This is a genomic window from Selenomonadales bacterium (genome assembly GCA_018335585.1).
Classification (GTDB): Bacteria; Bacillota; UBA994; order UBA994; family UBA994; genus UBA994.
On the sequence record JAGXRZ010000023.1, the window covers coordinates 24,427 to 42,985 of the forward strand.

Annotated in this window: 22 protein-coding genes; 3 read left to right on the plus strand and 19 right to left on the minus strand. The window is 57.4% G+C overall.

All coding sequences use genetic code 11. The features are described from left to right. Window positions 1-6: 6 nt before the first annotated feature. From KGZ66_04580 to KGZ66_04610, 7 genes are all read right to left on the minus strand, one after another. A complete protein-coding gene (locus KGZ66_04580; protein ID MBS3984864.1) occupies window positions 7-951 on the minus strand; it encodes a phosphoglycerate dehydrogenase in 945 nt (314 codons plus the stop codon). Continuing rightward, window positions 948-2,420 carry a hypothetical protein gene (locus KGZ66_04585; GenBank protein MBS3984865.1) on the minus strand — a complete coding sequence of 491 codons (1,473 nt, stop codon included), beginning with the start codon at window positions 2,418-2,420 and terminating at the stop codon, window positions 948-950. The genes KGZ66_04580 and KGZ66_04585 overlap by 4 nt, the downstream gene beginning before the upstream one ends. Continuing rightward, the gene (locus KGZ66_04590) at window positions 2,414-3,685 is read right to left on the minus strand and encodes a DUF2088 domain-containing protein (GenBank protein ID MBS3984866.1); all 1,272 of its coding nucleotides are present in this window, start codon (window positions 3,683-3,685) and stop codon (window positions 2,414-2,416) included. Before KGZ66_04590 ends, KGZ66_04585 begins: the two co-directional genes overlap by 7 nt. A 1-nt stretch (window position 3,686) precedes the next feature. Further along, window positions 3,687-4,505 (minus strand): SDR family oxidoreductase, encoded by an 819-nt coding sequence (locus tag KGZ66_04595; protein MBS3984867.1) that lies wholly within the window; start codon window positions 4,503-4,505, stop codon window positions 3,687-3,689. A 19-nt stretch (window positions 4,506-4,524) separates the two neighbouring features. Beyond that, a complete protein-coding gene (locus tag KGZ66_04600) occupies window positions 4,525-5,202 on the minus strand; it encodes a GntR family transcriptional regulator (protein ID MBS3984868.1) in 678 nt (225 codons plus the stop codon). Between the two features lie 260 nt (window positions 5,203-5,462). After that, a complete protein-coding gene (locus tag KGZ66_04605; GenBank protein ID MBS3984869.1) occupies window positions 5,463-5,630 on the minus strand; it encodes a 4Fe-4S binding protein in 168 nt (55 codons plus the stop codon). A 72-nt stretch (window positions 5,631-5,702) separates the two neighbouring features. Beyond that, on the minus strand, window positions 5,703-7,253 hold the full coding sequence (locus KGZ66_04610) for a hypothetical protein (protein ID MBS3984870.1): 1,551 nt from the start codon (window positions 7,251-7,253) through the stop codon (window positions 5,703-5,705). A gap of 193 nt (window positions 7,254-7,446) precedes the next feature. On the opposite strand from KGZ66_04610, the gene KGZ66_04615 reads away from it, so the two are divergent. From KGZ66_04615 to KGZ66_04625, 3 genes are all read left to right on the plus strand, one after another. Next, window positions 7,447-8,211, plus strand: a complete 765-nt coding sequence (locus KGZ66_04615; GenBank protein MBS3984871.1) for a threonine/serine exporter family protein — start codon at window positions 7,447-7,449, stop codon at window positions 8,209-8,211. Further along, window positions 8,208-8,621, plus strand: coding sequence for a threonine/serine exporter family protein (locus KGZ66_04620; GenBank protein ID MBS3984872.1), 414 nt, complete (start codon window positions 8,208-8,210; stop codon window positions 8,619-8,621). Before KGZ66_04615 ends, KGZ66_04620 begins: the two co-directional genes overlap by 4 nt. A gap of 68 nt (window positions 8,622-8,689) precedes the next feature. Continuing rightward, window positions 8,690-9,487: a polysaccharide deacetylase family protein gene (locus tag KGZ66_04625; GenBank protein MBS3984873.1), complete on the plus strand. Its 798-nt coding sequence runs from the start codon at window positions 8,690-8,692 to the stop codon at window positions 9,485-9,487. Here KGZ66_04625 and KGZ66_04630 read toward each other — a convergent pair. From KGZ66_04630 to rsmG, 12 genes are all read right to left on the minus strand, one after another. Next, on the minus strand, window positions 9,484-10,641 hold the full coding sequence (locus KGZ66_04630; GenBank protein MBS3984874.1) for an FAD-binding oxidoreductase: 1,158 nt from the start codon (window positions 10,639-10,641) through the stop codon (window positions 9,484-9,486). The genes KGZ66_04625 and KGZ66_04630 overlap by 4 nt on opposite strands. After that, a complete protein-coding gene (locus KGZ66_04635) occupies window positions 10,631-10,930 on the minus strand; it encodes a (2Fe-2S)-binding protein (protein MBS3984875.1) in 300 nt (99 codons plus the stop codon). Before KGZ66_04635 ends, KGZ66_04630 begins: the two co-directional genes overlap by 11 nt. Further along, window positions 10,923-11,432, minus strand: a complete 510-nt coding sequence (locus KGZ66_04640; protein ID MBS3984876.1) for a 4Fe-4S binding protein — start codon at window positions 11,430-11,432, stop codon at window positions 10,923-10,925. Before KGZ66_04640 ends, KGZ66_04635 begins: the two co-directional genes overlap by 8 nt. Beyond that, complete coding sequence (locus KGZ66_04645) at window positions 11,416-12,516, minus strand: FAD-dependent oxidoreductase (protein MBS3984877.1); 1,101 nt, start codon at window positions 12,514-12,516, stop codon at window positions 11,416-11,418. Before KGZ66_04645 ends, KGZ66_04640 begins: the two co-directional genes overlap by 17 nt. Further along, window positions 12,513-12,818 carry a (2Fe-2S)-binding protein gene (locus tag KGZ66_04650; GenBank protein MBS3984878.1) on the minus strand — a complete coding sequence of 102 codons (306 nt, stop codon included), beginning with the start codon at window positions 12,816-12,818 and terminating at the stop codon, window positions 12,513-12,515. Before KGZ66_04650 ends, KGZ66_04645 begins: the two co-directional genes overlap by 4 nt. Before the next feature lie 282 nt (window positions 12,819-13,100). Continuing rightward, on the minus strand, window positions 13,101-13,313 hold the full coding sequence (locus KGZ66_04655; protein MBS3984879.1) for a zinc ribbon domain-containing protein: 213 nt from the start codon (window positions 13,311-13,313) through the stop codon (window positions 13,101-13,103). Between the two features lie 122 nt (window positions 13,314-13,435). Next, on the minus strand, window positions 13,436-14,113 hold the full coding sequence (locus tag KGZ66_04660) for a DUF554 domain-containing protein (protein ID MBS3984880.1): 678 nt from the start codon (window positions 14,111-14,113) through the stop codon (window positions 13,436-13,438). Further along, complete coding sequence (locus KGZ66_04665; protein ID MBS3984881.1) at window positions 14,113-15,258, minus strand: aminotransferase class V-fold PLP-dependent enzyme; 1,146 nt, start codon at window positions 15,256-15,258, stop codon at window positions 14,113-14,115. Before KGZ66_04665 ends, KGZ66_04660 begins: the two co-directional genes overlap by 1 nt. Window positions 15,259-15,260: 2 nt before the next feature. Further along, entirely contained in the window at window positions 15,261-16,121 is an 861-nt protein-coding gene (locus tag KGZ66_04670) for a ParB/RepB/Spo0J family partition protein (GenBank protein MBS3984882.1), read from the minus strand. After that, on the minus strand, window positions 16,114-16,878 hold the full coding sequence (locus KGZ66_04675; protein MBS3984883.1) for a ParA family protein: 765 nt from the start codon (window positions 16,876-16,878) through the stop codon (window positions 16,114-16,116). The genes KGZ66_04670 and KGZ66_04675 overlap by 8 nt, the downstream gene beginning before the upstream one ends. 37 nt (window positions 16,879-16,915) lie before the next feature. Beyond that, window positions 16,916-17,728, minus strand: coding sequence for a ParB/RepB/Spo0J family partition protein (locus tag KGZ66_04680; GenBank protein MBS3984884.1), 813 nt, complete (start codon window positions 17,726-17,728; stop codon window positions 16,916-16,918). A 120-nt stretch (window positions 17,729-17,848) separates the two neighbouring features. Then, complete coding sequence (gene rsmG, locus KGZ66_04685) at window positions 17,849-18,559, minus strand: 16S rRNA (guanine(527)-N(7))-methyltransferase RsmG (GenBank protein MBS3984885.1); 711 nt, start codon at window positions 18,557-18,559, stop codon at window positions 17,849-17,851.

The window sequence follows — 18,559 nt, forward strand, 5'->3', positions numbered from 1 at the left end:
TTCCTCCTAAGCGTTACTGCGCGTGAGCATAGCGATGAGATTTTCGGCGGAGAGCACGGCCATGCGCTCGTTCGCTTCAGCCGTGTACGCGCCGCTGTGGGGAGTAAGCAGGAAATTGTCTAAGCCTAGGAGCGGGGCGTGTGGCGGCGGTGGTTCGCTGGAAAATACGTCTGCAGCCGCAAACGCTATGCGCTTCGCTTGGAGAGCCAGAAAGAGAGCCTGCTCGTCTATCAGCTCACCGCGCGCCGTGTTAATGATGATGGCACTCGGCTTCATTAGCGCCAAGGTATCCAGAGAGATTAGGTGCCGTGTCTGGCTGTTAAGCGGTGCATGCAAGGACACAACATCCGCCTCGCTGAGGAGAGTCGACAGCGAGTCAACGCGCTTAATGCCGTAGGTCGCTAGGAACTGCTCGGCGTTAAGATATGGGTCGTAGATAAGAACTTCCATTCTTAGACCCCTAGCCCGCACTGCTACCTCTTGCCCGATTTGTCCACCACCCACTAGTCCCAGACGTTTCCCGGTAAGCTCCATGCCGAGCGTGCGCTCCCATTTGCCGGCCTTAACCTTAGCGCTTTGCGCCGACACTCGGCGGGCCGCCTCAAACATCAACGCTATGGCTAGCTCCGCGACCGATATATTATTGCTGCCTATGGCCGCCCGCACTTCGATGCCAAGTTCTTTCGCCGTCAGCAGGTCTATGTTGTCGAGTCCTACGCCGTACTTGGAGATGGCTTTAAGGCCCACGCACTCGCGCAGCACGCGCCCCGGCATGGGGTCAAGCCCCACGATAATGCCGTCCACCCCGGCATGGCAGGCGTCGATAAGGTCGTCCTCGGTCAGCGTGCGGCCGCTCGTGTTCTCTGCTACGGTCCACCCGCGCGAGGTAAAGTGAGGCAGGACTAAGTCCCGATAGTTCTTAAATGAGCGCGGCGTAATCAACACCCTCATTGTCTGTCCATCCTTTCCGTCCCTTGCGTCCGGCTGTAGTGCTCGAGATAGGCTGCATAGCGTCTGTGGAGAGCTTCCGCGATTTCTGGATTCGGCTCGATGCGCGCTCCGGGGATGGGCTGTACGTGCTTAACTGTGTCGAGCAACCCGCCTGCTTGCAGCCCCAGCATGGCCGCTCCTAAGAGCGAGGCGTGCTGGCTTCCGTTAGTCTGTACGCTGCGCCCAAGCAACGAGGCGGCCATAGTAAGCCACAAAGGCGAAGCCTCAATGCCGCCCGAAATGTTCACGGAGGCTATCTCGCGGCCAAACATGGGGCGCATCAGGTCGTAGCACTGCTTAAGGTTAAACAGAACTCCCTCTAACACCGCGTAGAAAAGGTCGGAGCCGGTGTGCTCTAGCTCTAAGTCGCAGAATACACCTTTGCGCGCGTCATCCCAGCCTGGGCTGCGCTCCCCGACGAGGAAGGGCAGAAAGATGGGGGCTCGCCCATGGCGCAGTGACTCTAGGGCCCCTTGTTCTAGTGCACCCCAGTCGTTGCCGTTGGCGCGATTTAAAATTTTTTTTACGACCCAATCAATGCAGTTGCCGGCACCGGCAATCGCGCACCCCACAACCCACATGTCCTCTACGCCGACATAACACCAAGTCGAAGGGGAATCCGCTACCATCACGCGGTCTGCTGCTAACCTGAGTGCCGCGCTGGTTCCTACCGAGAGCGTTACCACATTGCCGGCAAAAGCCCCCGCTGCTACGTGATGCATACAGCCGTCCGCCCCGGTAATTAAGACCGGCGTACCGGCAGATAATCCTAGGCTGGCCGCGGCGCGGGCGCCAAGCGGAGCGGTATACAGAGAATCCACTAAGCGCGGCAACCTCGCGGGACCGATGCCGGCAAGCGAGAGTGCCTCCGTGTCCCACTCTAAGGTGTGGATGTTGAGAAACCCGCCGGCCGAGGCTGTACTTCTGGAGACAGCCAACTCGTCAGTCAAGGTATAGAATAAGTACTCCGGCATAGAGGAGATGTAACCGCCGCGCGGAGCGCGCCCCGCGTCGCGCTCATGAATATATTTCCACAGGGTGTAGGTAACATGAATAGGGCAGCCGGTACGTTGATACAGTGACCGGTAGAGAGCGAGGTCGCGCCGGTATTCTTTGGTTGTAGAAGAGGCGCTGGTGTCTGCCCAGGTACTTAGGCGCGACAGAGGTCGCTTGTCATCCGCTAAGAGGAGCAGGCTGTGGCTCCAGATGCTGCAGGTAGCAATTAAGTCCACTTGCTGTACGTTAAGTTCTGCGAGCAAGTCTCGCGCGGTAGTTAGCGTCTCTGCCATGATTAGGTCCGCGTCGAAGGTCAGGGTGTCGCCTGCCGCGCTTGAATAGTTACGTTGTAGCGTGCCTTTGATGCCTGCGGTGTGGCTGTAAAGCATGGCTTTGGCCGAGGCCGTCGAGGCCTCCAGCACAAGAATCAACAACAGGCTACGCCCCCTTCCTCATGGGAGTTATATTTCGCTGCCGTTGTCCACAGCCCAAGCGCAGGGTCGCGCACAAAGAAGATGCGCTCGCCGTTTACTTCATTAAACCCGTCCCGCAATGCGGCGATATCGTATTTGGCGAGTGTGTCGGTGAGCGGCAGGCATCCATAGCCAAGGCTGCGGATGGTCTCTTCCGTCATGTGTCCCGGCGCGTAGCTAACGCTAAATCGCCCCTCGCTCGAACCGTGGATTAAATGGGCTGCCACAGCGAGGTTTTGCGCTAGGTCCGGGTCTTGGCGCACGGCCTCCACAACTTCTGCTGCCGGCCTATAGCCGTACTTTTTAATCAGCAGGTCGTTATGTGCATCTTCGCCGCACCCGTGTAAACCCGGGGCAATAATCACGAGCTCGCCCGCGTCGGCTAGCGCCATGCGCGTACGGTAGATTGCTTTGTTGCCAACCCACGTAGTCCTAAACTTAGTTTCGTCAAGGTACACGACGGCCTTGTGAATGGGCTCGGGCAAGACAGTTATGTTCTTGGCCCGACTCAGTTCCGCTGTTCTAAAGAAGAGCTCGTCGCCTTGACCTATGCTCACACCTTCCACTCGCAGCCCTGTGGGAGACGGCGTCGTCACAGTTAAAATGTATGCCAGGGGCAGTTCGGACAAGAACCGACCGGCGGCATAGTTGTAGAGCTCGCGCACGGGATTCTTGGCGCGCCCCATCAGGCGTTCCATGCCGTACATCGCGCCCAAATAGTGGCTGCCGTTAATCATGCCCAGCCCGCCGCAGCCGACCAAAACATTCTTGGTGTAGTTGGCGAACCCTGCCACTTCGTGTGGAACTACCTGCCCGATGGAGACAACAAGCTCGTACTTTGGGTCTAGGATGCGCGTGCTGACCTCGACAGGAATAGAGGGCATGCCTACTCCCGCTACCTCACCTAGCTTGGCGGTGCCAAGACGCCAATCGTGTACATGCACCTTCTCCATGGGAATGTCGCCGTACATGTACTTGACCTCTGCCTTAGTCATCGGCGTGTGCGTGCCTATAGCCGGTAGGAGCTCAATGTCGGCGCCGTGAAAGAACGACCGGAGAAAGCCGACAATTGGCCCGGCATAGGCATTACCGCGTGATATGTCCGGCGGAATAAGCAGGATGCGCTTTGCGCCGCGATATTCGCTAAAGGACTCGGCAATGCAGCGCTGTATTTCCTGCGGGCTTAGCCCGGCGGCGGAGGTGGCCGTAAGATAACGGTTCTGCATACTACACCCCGCTGTAGGCCGAGAACGCCCCGTCGATAGGAATGACTGTGCCACTAATAAAGGACGCAGCCTCGGAACACAGGAAGAGCATCGCTCCGATTAGCTCCTCCGCTTCACCAAAACGCCCGGCGGGTGTCGCATCGATAATCTTCTGCCCGCGCGAGGTGAGCCGCCCGCTCTCTTTGTCGGTCAAGAGATAGCGGTTTTGCTCAGTCAAGAGGAAGCCGGGTGCAATCGCATTTACGCGCAGAGCGCTAGAGTAATGGTGGGCAAAGTGCACGGCCATCCACTGTGTAAAGTTGCTGACGGCGGCTTTAGCTGCGCTGTAGGCTATGGTGCGCGTCAGCGGAGTGAAGGCGGCCATAGAAGAGATGTTGATTACTACTCCCTTCCCTTGCCTGGCCATAATCTCACCGAACACCTGTGTCGGCAGCACGGTGCCGAAGAAGTTGAGGTCAAACACAAAGCGCATGTCCTCCTGCGTTAGCTCAAAGAAGGACTTTTCCTCGCTAGTCGTGGCTTTGGGGCTATTTCCGCCCGCGCCGTTAATTAAAATGTCTATGCTACCAAACGCAGCTAGTGTTGCCTCGCGCGCCGCGAGCAGAGACTCCTTATTCACCACATTAGCCGCAAGCCCAATCGACTTACCGCCGGCCGCGACTATTTCTGCCGCCACAGTTTGTGCCGCTTGCTCGTTAATGTCTAAGACCGCCACACGCGCTCCCTGGGACGCAAGTGCTTTGGCCATGTGGGCACACAGCACCCCGCCGCCGCCGGTCACTACCGCCACCTTGCCCGCTAGGTTGACTGACAAGTCCATGCTTCCGCCCCCTTCTTGGCTACCTGTCCCGCAGAACGCTGATGATTTTTCGCCGCGCGTTGTCAAGGTGAATCTCTACCGCCTCTTGCAGAGCGGCCAAGCTACCGCTCCCTAGCGCTTGATAGATTGCTTCATGTTCGTCTACCCCGGCTATCGTTTCGGCCTGGCTTTGCTTTTTGTAGATGTAGCATGCATATACGTGCGTACCCAAGTTGTTGTAGACTTGCGCAATGCGGGCGTTGCTGGCGCAGCCAATGTACATCTGATGAAATTCTAGGTCGAGGGCGTAGTTTCGCACGTGGTCACGCGCGTCTGCGCCATAGAGCACAAGCTCACGGTGCTCCGCGATGTTGCGCTTAAATCGCTCCTGCAGCTCTGCATTCTCCGCGAAATGCCTGATAATCGACGGAGCGTAATACATCTCCACCATACGGCGCACATCAAGCAGCTCTTCGAGTGAGACTAAGTCAATGTCCTTGACGCGCATGCCTTTGCGTGGCGTGTTTTCTACCAAACTCTCAGAGATAAGTCTGTTAAGCGCTTGCTTTATGGGAGTTTCGCTGACGCCGTAACGCTCGCTTAGCTCACGCGTGATAAGCTTTTGTCCGGGCAGCAGACTACCCTCGGCTATGTCGCTCTTAAGCGCCAAGTAGGCGATGTCAACTAGAGTGTGATTCTGATAGTGTTTGACGTCCATGCCCACACATCCTTGTAGATTTTAGATTGAAAATTTTATGCTTAAAAAGATATTCGCGTATCACTTGGCTTATTCCTCTTTTCCGCTGAAATTTTTTTCGTCTCCACGCCGATTTCATCGGATTATCGGGATCCCCCGTATCCACCCAATCCGAGATTAATCGTCGTCCACACAAAAAGGGAGCGACTCTCGCTCCCCTTTATCCTGACTATCTTCTCCGTATCCAAGTAATCCAAGATAAATCGTTCGTCCCCCGCATCCTAGTCGGGCTTAGGGGCATCGACCGGACATACGGCCGCGCAAGCGCCACAGTCGATACACTTGTCGGGAATGATAACGTAAATAGCTCCCTCGACGATGGCCTCGGTGGGACATTCAGGCAGACAAGCTCCACAGGCAAAGCATTCGCTATGAATTCTGTAAGTCATACTGTCACCTCCTTAAATCTATTCCAAACGTAATTCTAGCACGTCCACTAATTGCCGCGCTATGGGTATGGCTTACTCAATTTCCAGAGGAATGCGCCGCAAATCATATCCGGCTTTAAGGTTGTGCTCGGCTACACGCACGCTCAGGAGCAGCAAGTTGCGCAGAAAGGCGTTGTGTTCCGGCGACTCACCTGCCTTGAGCTCCCGCGCAATCCTAAGCAGCAGGCGTGCCGGGGCTACCTTGCCGCGGCGCCCAAGGAACTCGCCGGTTAGGTCTAGTCGGCGAATAATTTGTGGGAGGCGAGGTTCAAACAGAGCGGTCGCCACTTTCCTTAGCACATCGTCGGCGGCGCGAGCTTTAGCTTTGATGCTCCGCAGGCGTCTGCCGATTTTCATTATCTCTTCTGCCGCATCATAGACTAGAGGGTCTTCTTCGTACCACTCCGCTAGCTCTTCGAGCGTCAGGAGTTCCGGCACTGCCGTTTCTACACTGCCTTCCCCTGCCCAACTCGTTGGCTCGGGAACGTACTGCGCAGGCGTCAGCTCCTCGGACGCAAAAACCCGCTTCCAGTATGTCCATTGCGGCGGCAGAGGTTGCCCTCGCCGCTGACTGACAAAGAGCGCATCGCGCACCAGCAAGGTAGCGTAGGCTAAGTCGCCCTCTACTAGCGGATGCGTCCGTTTAAGCGACTTGCACATTTTCGCGCTCTCACGTCGCGTAGTATGCGCCGTGCCGTAGCAGTCTTTAAGCCCCTCCTCAAGGCTTAACAAGAAGTTTGCGGCTATAAGCCTCCCGCGCTTCTTGTCCAAAACTCTAGCTATCCAGACAATGCGGCACCCCTGCCCATCGATGCTAGTTACGGCTACATGTACGACTTCGCCTAGCGCCGCGCGGGAGGGCGACTCAGGGGTAAGTCCTTTGAAACGCAGCCGCCTCGCCTCACGTTCAGCGAGTCGCCTAATCAACCCTTCGCTTTGGTCGCGCACTTGGTCTAACACGCCTAGCGAACGTGGCTCCCCTATCGTTCCTAGCCCCTTGACGGCTTCTGCGGCAATCACTTCGTCATCTACGCGCGCCAACACGCCAAGTAGCGGAATGACCCTGATGTCCTGCGTGCGTATCAGGTCTTGCACATAGCTGTACTGGAGCTCGGGTGGAAAAGTGGCAAACTCCTCTAAGACATAACCGAGGATGGTTTCGTCACCGGCCATGTCCTTAAGCAACAACTCCATAGAGTCGCTAGCTAGTTTATTGATGTCGCGAAATACGGCAGGTGTCATAAGCTCACTCGGGTCGCAGCCCATGGCCGCCAAGAACCGCAGCAGTTGCCCCTTTGCGACATCGGCAACCTTGCGTTGATGCAGCAGGCTCATGGCAACGTCAATCGCGCCTTTGTCGCCTAGCGCAATCAGCAAATCGGCCGCTAGCGAAGCCTCGCGCTCCTCGGCAGTCTCCTCAAGCAAGCATAGGGCACCTAGCTTAGCGTGGGGGCCCTGTGCTGCTAACTGACGCAGCGCCTTTTCGAGCTCCCCTGCGGCATAGGGGGCACGTGCCAAGGCGACGAGTTTTTGCCGCACCTCTTGCCTAACTAGTAGGCGATCGTCCACGCGTCCTGCACTCACACCCTGTCCCGCCTTCCTTAGTCTCGTCCGTAAAATCTAGCATGCCCTTTGCGCTGAAATAGCAGGCTAGCTCTGTTAATAATTCGCGACTTTTTGTCTGTTCCCTTTTATCTAAGACACTAGCGCTCACTTTCACACTTTCTTAACCCCTACTGCGCAGTGGAGTGCTAGAATACCTAAGAGGAGGTGTCACATGAGTTCAACTGACACGTTGTTGCGCCTCGGGTTGACGGCGGGCGAACTGATGCTCAGGGGTGGCGCGGAAGTCTGTCGAGTGGAAGATACGGTGCAGCGCATTCTCTGCGCCGTTGGGGCGGAGGAAGCAGACGTTATTGCCACGCCGACTGGCATTTATTTGACGCTCTCGCTAGGCGGGGAGCTGGCTAGCGCCGTGCGTCGTGTTGCCCACACTGCCTACGACCTGAGCCTAGTCTGCGCCATCAACCAGTTTTCCCGGAGCATTGACATAAATACCTCGCCACAGACAGCATTGACGGCACTAGAGAGCCTTGCTCGGCATCGCGAGGTCTACTCGCCGCGCGTCGCGGCTGGCGCCGCGTTTTTGGCGGGCGGTTCTTTCACAGCACTGTTTGGCGGGATTGCCGTCGACAGCCTCGTCGGGGGAATTGGCGGTCTCCTGGTGTTTTTGCTCATAGGTAAACTCGGGCGCCTCGGCGTCAACCGTTTTGCCGTCGACTACTGCGGCGGCGCGTTAGGCGCGCTTAATGCGGTACTCATGTACTTGATTTTGCCGACAAGCCTACAGCCCACTGTAATCGGATCCATCTTGATTCTAGTGCCCGGCGTACTGCTCACCAATGCCGTGCGCGACTCCATCAGCGGCGATTTGCTGTCGGGAGCGGCCCGCATGGTTGAGGCGCTGTTTGTCGCTATCGCCGTGGCTGCCGGCGTCGGTACAGTGCTATCCGTGTGGGCTGCGTTTGGAGGTCTGTTATGAATACGCCGCTGCTCCTGGCCGCTTGTTTTATTGGGACATTGAGCTTTGCCCTTATCTTTCGGGCGCCGCCAAGGTCACTTGTTTTTTGCGGGCTGATTGGTGCCCTTGGGTACGGCGTCTTCCTTAGCCTGCAGTATGCCGGCGTCGTTTCCGCCGCCGCCGTATTCTTTGCCGCGTCGGTGGTAGGGCTAGGTAGCGAGCTGTTAGCACGCGCTAGCAAACTCCCGGCGACGGTATACATTATTGCGGGCATTATCCCCCTAGTACCGGGCGCGTCTGCCTATCTTGGCATGCTCTACTTTGCGCAGGGTAATTACCGTGAGGCGTTAGTTGCCATGTCTAGCGTCGCCCACATGTCAATTGCCATCTCTGCCGGTCTGGCTGTCGGCACCGTGCTGCGCAAAAAGTAGCCTCATTTCCTCCGCGCATAGCCTCTCTGCCTTATGCATAGGCTTAGATGGAGCTTGGAGGGGTGCGCATGTGGATAGTGCTGCGGCTAAAGCGGCGTGAGCAGTGGTTGGCGCTCTTAATAGGCTTAGTGCTACTTTGGCAGTTGACAAACCTTTCCTACCCAGGTTGGCTACAGAGGAACCTAGCGGCAGTGGCCACGACCACCCGCCTGGTTCCCATTTACAGCGTAGAAAAGACAGAGAAAGTACTTTCTCTGTCCTTTGATGCTGCCTGGGGCGCAGACTATACCGACGACCTCCTAGCGATTCTCGAACGGGCACAAGTGCGAGCCACGTTCTTTCTGGTAGGTTTTTGGGTGGAAAAGTACCCTGACGTGGCGCGGAGCATCGCTGCCGCCGGCCACGAAATTGGGAACCACTCCTCTACCCACCCTAACTTCGTCACGCTGACGGTGGAACAGATAACGCATGAGGTCTCGCGCACGCACGAAATCATTAAGGAAGCCACAGGCCTCGCCCCTCGCCTCTTCCGCCCTCCGTTTGGTGCGTACAGCAACCGCGTCGTAGAGACGATAACAGCCCTAGGCTATCACGTCGTGCAATGGAGCATCGACTCGTTGGACTGGCGCAAAGAAGCCACCCCGCAAACGATTTTTACGCGCGTCACTACACAAGCTCATCCCGGCGCCATTGTCTTGTTTCATAACAACGCCACCTACACGCCGCAAGCGCTCGAAGCGATTGTTAACGAGCTCTTGGCTCAAGGCTACAGCTTTGTTCCTATTGGGGAGCTACTCCTAGAGGACGACTGGTATATTGACTCCACGACCGGTCAGCAACGCCAAAAAGCACCGGGCCGCCGCTAGACCACCGACGGCTCGTTGAAGAGCTCGCCCCGCGCAAAGCGGCCCAAATCCATCTTCTCGATGGGTAAGGAGGCCGGCAAGCCCAAGATATTTTCCGCAAGGAGTACGCCCGTCATCGGCGCGAGCATAAACCCGTGCCCACTGAAACCGACGGCCATATAGAACCCCGGCACCGCAGGCACACTGCCCAAAATGGGGGTGCGGTCTGGTGTCATATTGTACAAGCCTGCCCATTGCCGCACGACGCGGATGCCTTTGAGCGGCGGCAACAGCCAAGTAATCTTTTGCGCCATTTCCTCTAGAAACTGCCAGGTGGAGCGACTGCTATAACCCGGCCTCTCCGCGGCATCTCCGAGGCCCATAATGAAGCTCCCGTGTGGCGTCTGTTGACAGTAGATGTGATGATGAAAGGACATGACCATCGGGCCTTGCATTGGCGCAACCGGCTCGGTCACCAGGATTTGGTGTCGCTCCGAGTAGGTGGGGATATCTACGCCCGCCATAGCAGCTATGGCCTTAGACCAACCGCCTGCGGCGTTCACTACGACCGGCGTGGCAATGTAGCCTCGCGTGGTGTCGACGCCAACGATGTTCCCCTCGCCCGCCTTGCTGCGGCGTATCCCTAACACCTCAATGTTAGTGATAACCTCCACGCCTAAGCGGCGCGCGGCCCGGGCGTAGGCGTCAGTGACATGAAAAGGATTGCAGTGGCCGTCGGTCTGGTTAAAAGTGGCCCCGATTAACCCTTCGGTGTTTAGATGCGGCACAATTTCCCGCGCCTCGCTAGGCGTACATAGCTTTACGTCTAAACCAAAACTTCGCTGGAGCGCTACGTTCTTTTGGAACTGCTCCCACCCCGCCGGAGTGTAGGCCAGGAGCAGGTATCCGCCCTGTTTAAACTCAATATCTCCCTCATAGGCGAGGTCTTCGTTCATAGTCTCAAATCTTTTTACGCTCGCGATGGACATTCTAAGGTTCATTTCGGTCCCCCACTGCTGGCGCACGCCTGCGCCGCAGCGGCCGGTGGCTCCGCTGGCCAAATAGTCCCGCTCTAACACCACTACATCCGTGCACCCGCGTTTGGCGAGCTCGTAGGCGATGGCTACGCCGTTTACGCCGCCGCCGATGATAACTACTTCGGCACTAGTGCGCATCTTTACTCGCCTCCTCGCTGCTGCCCGCGACAATGCTCCCAAGCGTTATAGGGCGAGTGGGAGGGCGATATGTCCCCGGCAGCTGGTGCTTAAGCGGTGTACCCGCTGCCGCAAGCTCGCGTTGCACTAAGGCACGGCACGTTTTCCCCTGACACGGCCCCATCCCTAAGCGTGCTATGCGCCTGAGCTCATCGAGCGTACGGTACCCTTTACCGATCAGCTGCTTTACGTCTGCTAAGGTCAGGTCTTCGCACCTACAAACTAAGATGTCCTTGTCTAGTTCACTCATCTGCCGCACCTCCCAGGCTAAAGAACCGAACTTCCTGCGCTAGTTCCTTGGGCACGGCAATATGCACCACCGCCGTGCGGTCAAAGCTCGGCGGATTTTGCACGCGTACGATGCGCCCAGCGCATATCACTTCCCCAGCCCGATTAAGCGCCTGCACTGCATCCCCGGCACGCGGGAGGGGCACAAACTCATAGGGCAACTTAAGGAGTGCTTCCGTGGGGCTGTAGTTCTCGTCTATAACGAAAATAGCTAGGCCGGGGCAGTTGGCTACACATATGGCGCAGCCGTTGCACTTGTCCCAATCAATAACCGGCAAGTCATTGATGTCGTGAAACGCTTTGATGGCCTGTCGCGGACAGCAAGTCGCGCAAGGATTGCAGGGGATGTTTTGAAAGCATTCGAGTACGGCTACCGCGCCTTTGCATAAACGCTTTCGGCTTGGATAAACGGCGTCAAGGTCGTTGTTGTCGGGCACTCCTGTACGCTTAAGCGCTTTGTCCATTTCCGTCACCCCGTTGTATTGAGTCAAGTCCAAAACGAATTTTCTCCCCTACAGGCCCGCTGCGCAGTTCGACAAGTTGCTCCCTCGCCGTCTGCAGGCGCTCGCTTACATCACTTGGGGCAAGGCCGATGTCTTTCGCGGCGGCGTAACCGGCGAGCAACCCCTCGACCATCGCGCTGCTCGCTTCTTCTATGCCGGCAACATCACCGGCGATGTAGATATGCGGGAGGCTGGTGCGCAAGTTTTCGTCTCGCCAGGCGACGTGCCCGCCGAGCTCGGGTATATAGACCATGCGGCAGTCGGCCTGCCACAGCAGGTCAGATAGAGGCGACAAGCCTACGGCTAAGCAGATGACGTCCACCGCGAGTCTCTGCTCTGTGCCTTTAATCGGCTGCCAGGCGGAGTCGAGCTGGCAGATTACTGCGCCTTCGACCGCCTCTTGGCCGTACGCTTCAAGAATAGTGTGCGAGGTTAGTATCGGCACACCGGCGCGCCTCACTTTTGACGCATGCACGAGATATCCGCCGATGTAAGGCGAGCCCTCGACAATCGCCTCGACCTTTACCCCTGCCTGCAAAAGCTGATAAGAGACAATTAGGCCGATGTTACCCGCACCCACCATAAGGACGCGCTGCCCGGGCTTAATGCCAAAGACGTTCATCAGTGTCTGCACGGCCCCGGCGCCATATACGCCAGGCAGATCGTTGCCCTTAAAGGCTAACATCTTTTCGCTCGCCCCGGTGGCCACGACAAACCGTTTGGCCCTGACTTTGCGGTATTCCCCTTGGCATTCCGCCGTCAGCACACTGTCGTCGTAAAGACCGAGCGCGGTAGCTTCCAGCCATACCTCGATGGACGGCATGCCTTGCACGGCATTGGTCAGAGCGGTGGCGATATCGATGCCGCGCGTGCCGGCTTGCTGTTTCTCGGAGCCAAAGAACATGTGCGTTTGCTTCACCAACTGCCCGCCGAGGTGGTCGGCGTCGTCAAGCAGGAGCACACTAGCCCCGCCTGCGGATGCGGCTAACGCCGCGTTAAGCCCCGCCGGCCCGCCACCGATCACACAAATGTCTACCGTCTTCACGCGAGTGTCCCCCTCCCCTGCTGCTCTTTCACAACCATGCCTGCCTTGAGCTTCGTCACGCAGACGCGTACGTTCGGGACGCCGTCAACCATCATCAGGCAGGAGCTGCAGGTGCCTATGGCACAAAAAAAGCCGCGCGGACGGTGCAGAACGGCACTCCTGCTCAGCACCTTGACTCCGGCTGCGTGTAACGCCGCCGCGATTGTCTCACCCTCGTGCCCAGTGAGTTCCTGCCCCTCGTAGATGAACTTAATTTGCTTTCCCCGTTTAAAATTGAGAATGGGATGCTCCGCTATGCGCAATCAAATTCCTCCCGTCACGTTTATTTCCTCGGATGATTCGGATGCCGGAGATGATAGGCAGGATAGGAGGGAAACGTAGAAATACGAATTCTGCGGGATAAGCCGGATTTACAGGATGAGCTGGATAAGAAGTGTGCGAAAACATGGCTCTTGCTGGTAGAAAGCAGAAGACGACAGACACCTTGTAGGGACGTGCGTTTCGCACGTCCGCGGACGTGCCACAGGCACGTCCCTACACCTGGGAAGGCTCTTCGCACAGGCTGCCCACATGAATCGTCACCCTCACTTCACACTACAGCTGCCGCACGACGTAGCGCTACAGCTGCCGCAGGCGTCGCCGCCTCCCGCGCCGGGAGACGCAAAGCGCGATAGCTTGCGTGTAAGTCCACGCGCAAGGCAGCGCGGACATTCAATTTCCCGGCCATCGGTCCCCATGCGGCAGAGCTTAGTCACAAGGGAGCCGCAGTTTGGACACTCAAATTCATAGATAGGCATGTGTTCGACCTCCTGAGTCTCCTATGCACAAACAATTATCCTATATCAAGGAGTTCGCCAGCATCATAGGGCGTCCGCCTGCGTCTCCATGTGGCTCGCAGCCCCTCGAAAGATTTCTGGCGTTACCCGACGGCTAGCGTTAGCAGCACCGCTATTAGAATCGCAGGCAAAAGGTTGCCGACGCGGATCTTCTTTATGCCTAGGATGTTTAGGCCTATCGCCACGATCAGTATACCCCCTGTAGCCGTCATCTCGGTTACGGCGGCAGGGGTAAGCCACTGCGAAATCCAAGCCGCCAAAAGCGTAATCGCGCCTTGATACGCAAATACGGAAAGGCTCGAAAGCGCAACGCCAAGACCAAGCGTAGAAGCAAACACCACTGCCGAGACACCGTCTAACATGGCCTTAGCGTAAAGCGTGGCGTGATTGCCCGTCATACCGCTCTCTAGGCTCCCCATAATGGCCATCGCGCCTACACAATAGATCAGGCTGGTTGTGACAAAGCCTTGCGCGAGTCCTCCTTTGCCGTGCACAAAGCGTTTCTCCACCTTGGCTGCGGCGCCGTAGAGGCGACCCTCGATGTCAATCCACTCGCCGACTAGACCCCCCAGCACAAGACTGGCGATGCCGATCAGAGGGTTTTCAGCCTTGAAGGCCATCGTCAACCCGATTATCGCTACAGAAAGACCTAGGCCGTGCATCACGGTATCGCGACTTTTCTCTTTGACTACGCCGCCAAGTACTGCCCCTAGCAGGCCTCCCGCCAAGATGGCCAGAGCGTTAACTACCGTGCCTAGCACTAAAACCTCTCCTCCGCGATCTGCTCGATGGCTTCTGCTACTGTGTCAATCTCGTCCGCGGTTGAAAAGGGGCCCGGGCTAAAGCGCACAATTCCTTGCGCTAATGTCCCGAGTGTCTCGTGCGCAAGGGGCGCACAGTGCAGCCCCGCGCGGGCAGCAATGCCAAAGGAAGCATCCAAGATATGTGCTACTTCCGTGGAGCCTATGCCGCGCACATTACAGGCGACAATGGGCGCCCCCTCGCCGGTACCATACAGTGTAACACCGGAGATAGCCGCGAGGCGGGTGCGTAGCCTTGCCGCAAGGCCCTGCTCGTGCTCTCTGATGGCGCTTTGACCCCGCGCGGCGAGGTAGTGGAGCGCCTGCGAAAGTCCCACTAGTCCTACCGCATTAAGCGTACCGCTTTCTAGGCGATCAGGCAATACTTCCGGCATATCCGGCAGTTCCGAGTGGCTGCCGGTGCCTCCGTAAATGAGGGGTGCGAGCTCGATACCTGCTCGCACATAAAGAAAGCCCGTTCCCGTCGGCCCAAGTAGAGACTTGTGCCCGGGAGCAGCCAGCATGTCTACGCCTAACGCTTCGCAGCAGAGCGGCATGACGCCCGCTGTCTGCGCGGCGTCTACTAGGAGCCGCACGTCCGCTTCACGCGTCACGGCCGCAATCTCCGCTAGCGGCAGCAGTGTCCCGCAGACATTGGAGGCGTGTGTTATGGCCACCAGCTTCGTGTTGCTTTTGATGGCCCGGCGCACCGCCTCTGCCTCTAACGTGCCGTCCCCCGCACACCGGAGTATGGTCAGTTCTACACCGCGCCTAGACAGCTCACGGAGCGGACGGATGACGGCGTTATGCTCCATAGAGGTTGTAATGCAGTGGTCCCCCGGAGTGAGAAAGCCAAACAGGCCCATGTTTAGCGCGTGCGTAGCGTTCGCGGCAAAGATTATGCGCGAGGCGTCCGACACCCCGATTAGCTCCGCTATCTGGTTACGACACATAAAGAGCGCGCGACTCGCCTGTAGTGAGAGCGCGTGTCCGCTGCGCCCCGGACTGCCTGCTCCTTGCGTCATGAAAGCAGCCATCGCCTCAGCTACCCCGGGAGCTTTCGGCCAGCTCGTAGCCGCATTGTCCATGTAGATGATGTCGCGCATAGTTAGCCCCCTGCTCTAAGAAGCCACTCTCTAAGTCGTTCCAGCTCTTCAGAGTTGTGATAGGTAACGACGATGGTGCCGCGCTCCGGCGACCCCTTCAGTTCCACCCGTGTCTGCAGCGCGTCGCGCAACTCGCGCTCCACCTCTCGTAACTCGGCCAAAGGCAGTTTGGCTTTGGCAGGGCGCTTTGTTGTTTCACGTGAAACACTTTCTGCTGCCCGCGCAGCTAACCGTTCGGCTTCACGCACCGTTAACCCCTTGGCGACCATCTCCTGGGCCAACATATCACGCTTCGCCACAGGGGCAGATAATATCGCCCGCGCGTGACCGGCACTGATTGTTCCACGTGAAACAAGTTCGGCTATGGCCGGAGACAGCATGAGCAGCCTGAGAGTATTAGCCACGTACGGCCTGCTCTTTCCCACCCGCTCGGCGAGGCCTTCCTGTGTGAGGCCAAGGTGCTCTTGCAGCTGCGCGAAAGCGGCAGCCTCCTCCATGGGGTTGAGGTCCTCGCGCTGTAAGTTCTCAATAAGCGCCACTTCCATAGCCTCTTGGTCGGACCACTCCTTCACCAGAGCGGGGATCTCTGTCAAACCGGCGAGCTTAGCGGCCCGCAAGCGACGCTCTCCTACCACCAGTTCATATCGCCCGCTCCGCGGACGCACCGTCACAGGCTGAATCAGCCCGTGCTGCCTGATGGAGGCGGCAAGCTCAGCTAACTCCTCCTCCGCAAATACGCGCCGCGGTTGATAGGGGTTAGGCACAATCAGGTGGACAGCAATCTGCTGGACCTCATCCGCTCCTGTGGTGGACATGTCGGTTATCAGGGCCTGCAACCCCTTGCCTAACCGCGGTTTACCCACGCGCAATCACCTCTCGCGCTAGTTCCATGTATACTTCTGTCCCCTTAGATTTTGGGTCATACGCCAAAATGGGCTGACCGTGGCTGGGAGCCTCGCTAAGGCGCACGTTGCGCGGAATTACCGTGGCGTACACCCTATCCTTAAAGTAAGCCCTCACTTCGTCGACTACTTGGGAGGCCAAGTTAGTACGGGGGTCAAACATGGTCAGCAAAGCACCTGCCACCACAAGACCTGGGTTAAGGTGCTTCTGAACCAAGGACACCGTGTTCATAAGCTGACTCAAACCCTCCAGAGCATAATACTCACACTGCACGGGAATCAACACGCCGTGGGCTGCGGTGAGAGCGTTTAGCGTCAATAACCCTAGCGAGGGCGGGCAGTCAATTAATATGTAGTCATAGTCCTGCCGCACGGGCGATACCGCTTCGCGTAGCTTTACTTCCCGCTGCATCGCCAATACCAGCTCTATTTCCGCACCTGCAAGTTGAATCGTGGCCGGAACCAGTTCGAGGCCCCTCGTGCTGGTCGGCAGAATAACTGCCTCGATGGGGACACCGTCGATTAGCACGTTATAAATGCACTTCTTCAGGCGATAGCGGTTTATCCCCAGTCCGGAAGTAGTATTGCCTTGCGGGTCTATGTCAACTACCAGAACGCGCTTCGACAGCTCGGCCAAAGAAGCCCCCAAATTAACGGCCGTAGTGGTCTTGCCTACGCCCCCCTTCTGATTAACGATAGCCAATACTTTCGCTGTCATTGCACAAACTCCCCTCGGCAGTCACATTTAGCTTCGTCTATTTTGGAATGCGCACCACAAACTCGTAGTGGGTTTCTTTGTCTAACTCCTGCACCTCTGCCGCCACGCCGTTCTTCTTCATAAGGTCAATCGCCTGTCGCACGGAATTAACAAAAATGCGCACATCCCGCACTAAGAACCGCCTAATCGGCTTAATCGCCGCCGTTACGGCAGCCTCCTCTTCGCTCTCGCCGGCTAGGAAGCGCTCTACGGCCTCCTCAATCTGCTTAACCGTCATATCCTGACTCACCGCTAAAGCCGCCAACGTAGCCTGCGCCTGATGGCTTTCTAGCTTAAGCAAGGCACGCGCGTGTCTCTCCGAAAGTGCACCCCCAGACAATAGCTCCTTGACCTCGTCCGCTAGTTTTAGCAGGCGGCGCTTATTGGCTACGGTAGACTGGCTCATGCCGAGGCGTTTAGCTAACTCCTCCTGCGTGAGGTTAAAGTCGCTGAGCAGCTGGTCGTAGGCTAGAGCCTCCTCTAACACATTTAGGTCCTCGCGCTGCAAGTTCTCAATTAGGGTAGCCTGCGCCACCTCTTGGTCGGTGTACTGCTTCACTACAACCGGGACAGTAACAAGCCCGGCCGTTTTCGCGGCGCGCAAGCGGCGCTCGCCCGCTACAAGCTCAAACACAGCCCCGAGCTTGCGCACGATCAGGGGCTGAATAATGCCAACCTGTTTAATAGACGCTGCTAGTTCGTTAATGGTCTCGTCGGCAAAGGTCTTGCGCGGCTGATAGGGGTTAGGCCTAATCTCGTTGACGCTTATCTGTAGCACCTGCTCGGCATTGCCTCCGCTAAACCACTTCATGGCCATCGCTCCTCTAGTCCGAAGGACAGTATCGTATTTTTAACTGTTCTACGCCGCCTGCTCTCTCTCCTGCCTAGTACAACAGCGGGGCTCCCTCCCCATCTTGCCTAACGTCCACTCCTACAGCGGCTGCTTGCTGGGCACTCCCGCGCGGCGAGGATATGGTGCCGGCGTAACACCGACTTTCTGTACAATAACAAACACGCGTTGCTCTCCGCCTCCGGGCAGTGTCCAAGTAGAAGTCGTAACCTCTCCCCCTCCGAGCACTCTAAGCGCCCGCGCAGCCGCGGGAATCTCCGGTAAGGCAGCCGGCCCCTTCATGGCCAGCATCGTTCCGTTTCGCTTCACAAGCGGCAAGCAGTACTCCGCCAGTACGTTTAAGCTCCCCACAGCCCGGGTAACGGCATAGGCGTATTGCTCGCGGTGCTCCGGCAGGCGACCTAGGTCCTCTGCCCGCGCCTGCACCGTCCTTACGCTCGCGCTAAGGCCGAGCCTCGCCACAACCTCCTCCAAAAAGCGCACGCGTTTACCTAGGCTGTCCACCAAAGTCACGGCAAGCGAGGGGCAGACAATCGCGAGCGGCAGCCCGGGAAACCCCGCGCCGCTACCCACGTCCACTAAGCTTCCTACAGAATGAATCACCCTAAGCAGCGATAGGCTGTCGAGAAAGTGCTTGCGCCACACTTCGCCTGGGGTGTCAATCGTGGTCAGGTTAAACTTAGCGTTATACTCAAGCAAAAGCTCAAGATACAGGGAAAAGCGGCTAAGTGCGTTTGGCGGAAGTAGCACGCCTAAGCTCTCGCACTCCTTGGCAAACTCCATTTGGTCCAA

Bases quoted from the DNA above. Each gene is read 5' to 3' on its own strand.
- KGZ66_04580 (MBS3984864.1), bottom strand. From the start codon at position 951: ATGAGGGTGTTGATTACGCCGCGCTCATTTAAGAACTATCGGGACTTA.
- KGZ66_04590 (MBS3984866.1), bottom strand. From the start codon at position 3,685: ATGCAGAACCGTTATCTTACGGCCACCTCCGCCGCCGGGCTAAGCCCG.
- KGZ66_04595 (MBS3984867.1), bottom strand. From the start codon at position 4,505: ATGGACTTGTCAGTCAACCTAGCGGGCAAGGTGGCGGTAGTGACCGGC.
- KGZ66_04600 (MBS3984868.1), bottom strand. From the start codon at position 5,202: ATGGACGTCAAACACTATCAGAATCACACTCTAGTTGACATCGCCTAC.
- KGZ66_04605 (MBS3984869.1), bottom strand. From the start codon at position 5,630: ATGACTTACAGAATTCATAGCGAATGCTTTGCCTGTGGAGCTTGTCTG.
- KGZ66_04615 (MBS3984871.1), top strand. From the start codon at position 7,447: ATGAGTTCAACTGACACGTTGTTGCGCCTCGGGTTGACGGCGGGCGAA.
- KGZ66_04620 (MBS3984872.1), top strand. From the start codon at position 8,208: ATGAATACGCCGCTGCTCCTGGCCGCTTGTTTTATTGGGACATTGAGC.
- KGZ66_04625 (MBS3984873.1), top strand. From the start codon at position 8,690: ATGTGGATAGTGCTGCGGCTAAAGCGGCGTGAGCAGTGGTTGGCGCTC.
- KGZ66_04630 (MBS3984874.1), bottom strand. From the start codon at position 10,641: ATGCGCACTAGTGCCGAAGTAGTTATCATCGGCGGCGGCGTAAACGGC.
- KGZ66_04635 (MBS3984875.1), bottom strand. From the start codon at position 10,930: ATGAGTGAACTAGACAAGGACATCTTAGTTTGTAGGTGCGAAGACCTG.
- KGZ66_04640 (MBS3984876.1), bottom strand. From the start codon at position 11,432: ATGGACAAAGCGCTTAAGCGTACAGGAGTGCCCGACAACAACGACCTT.
- KGZ66_04655 (MBS3984879.1), bottom strand. From the start codon at position 13,313: ATGCCTATCTATGAATTTGAGTGTCCAAACTGCGGCTCCCTTGTGACT.
- KGZ66_04665 (MBS3984881.1), bottom strand. From the start codon at position 15,258: ATGCGCGACATCATCTACATGGACAATGCGGCTACGAGCTGGCCGAAA.
- KGZ66_04675 (MBS3984883.1), bottom strand. From the start codon at position 16,878: ATGACAGCGAAAGTATTGGCTATCGTTAATCAGAAGGGGGGCGTAGGC.
- KGZ66_04680 (MBS3984884.1), bottom strand. From the start codon at position 17,728: ATGAAGTGGTTTAGCGGAGGCAATGCCGAGCAGGTGCTACAGATAAGC.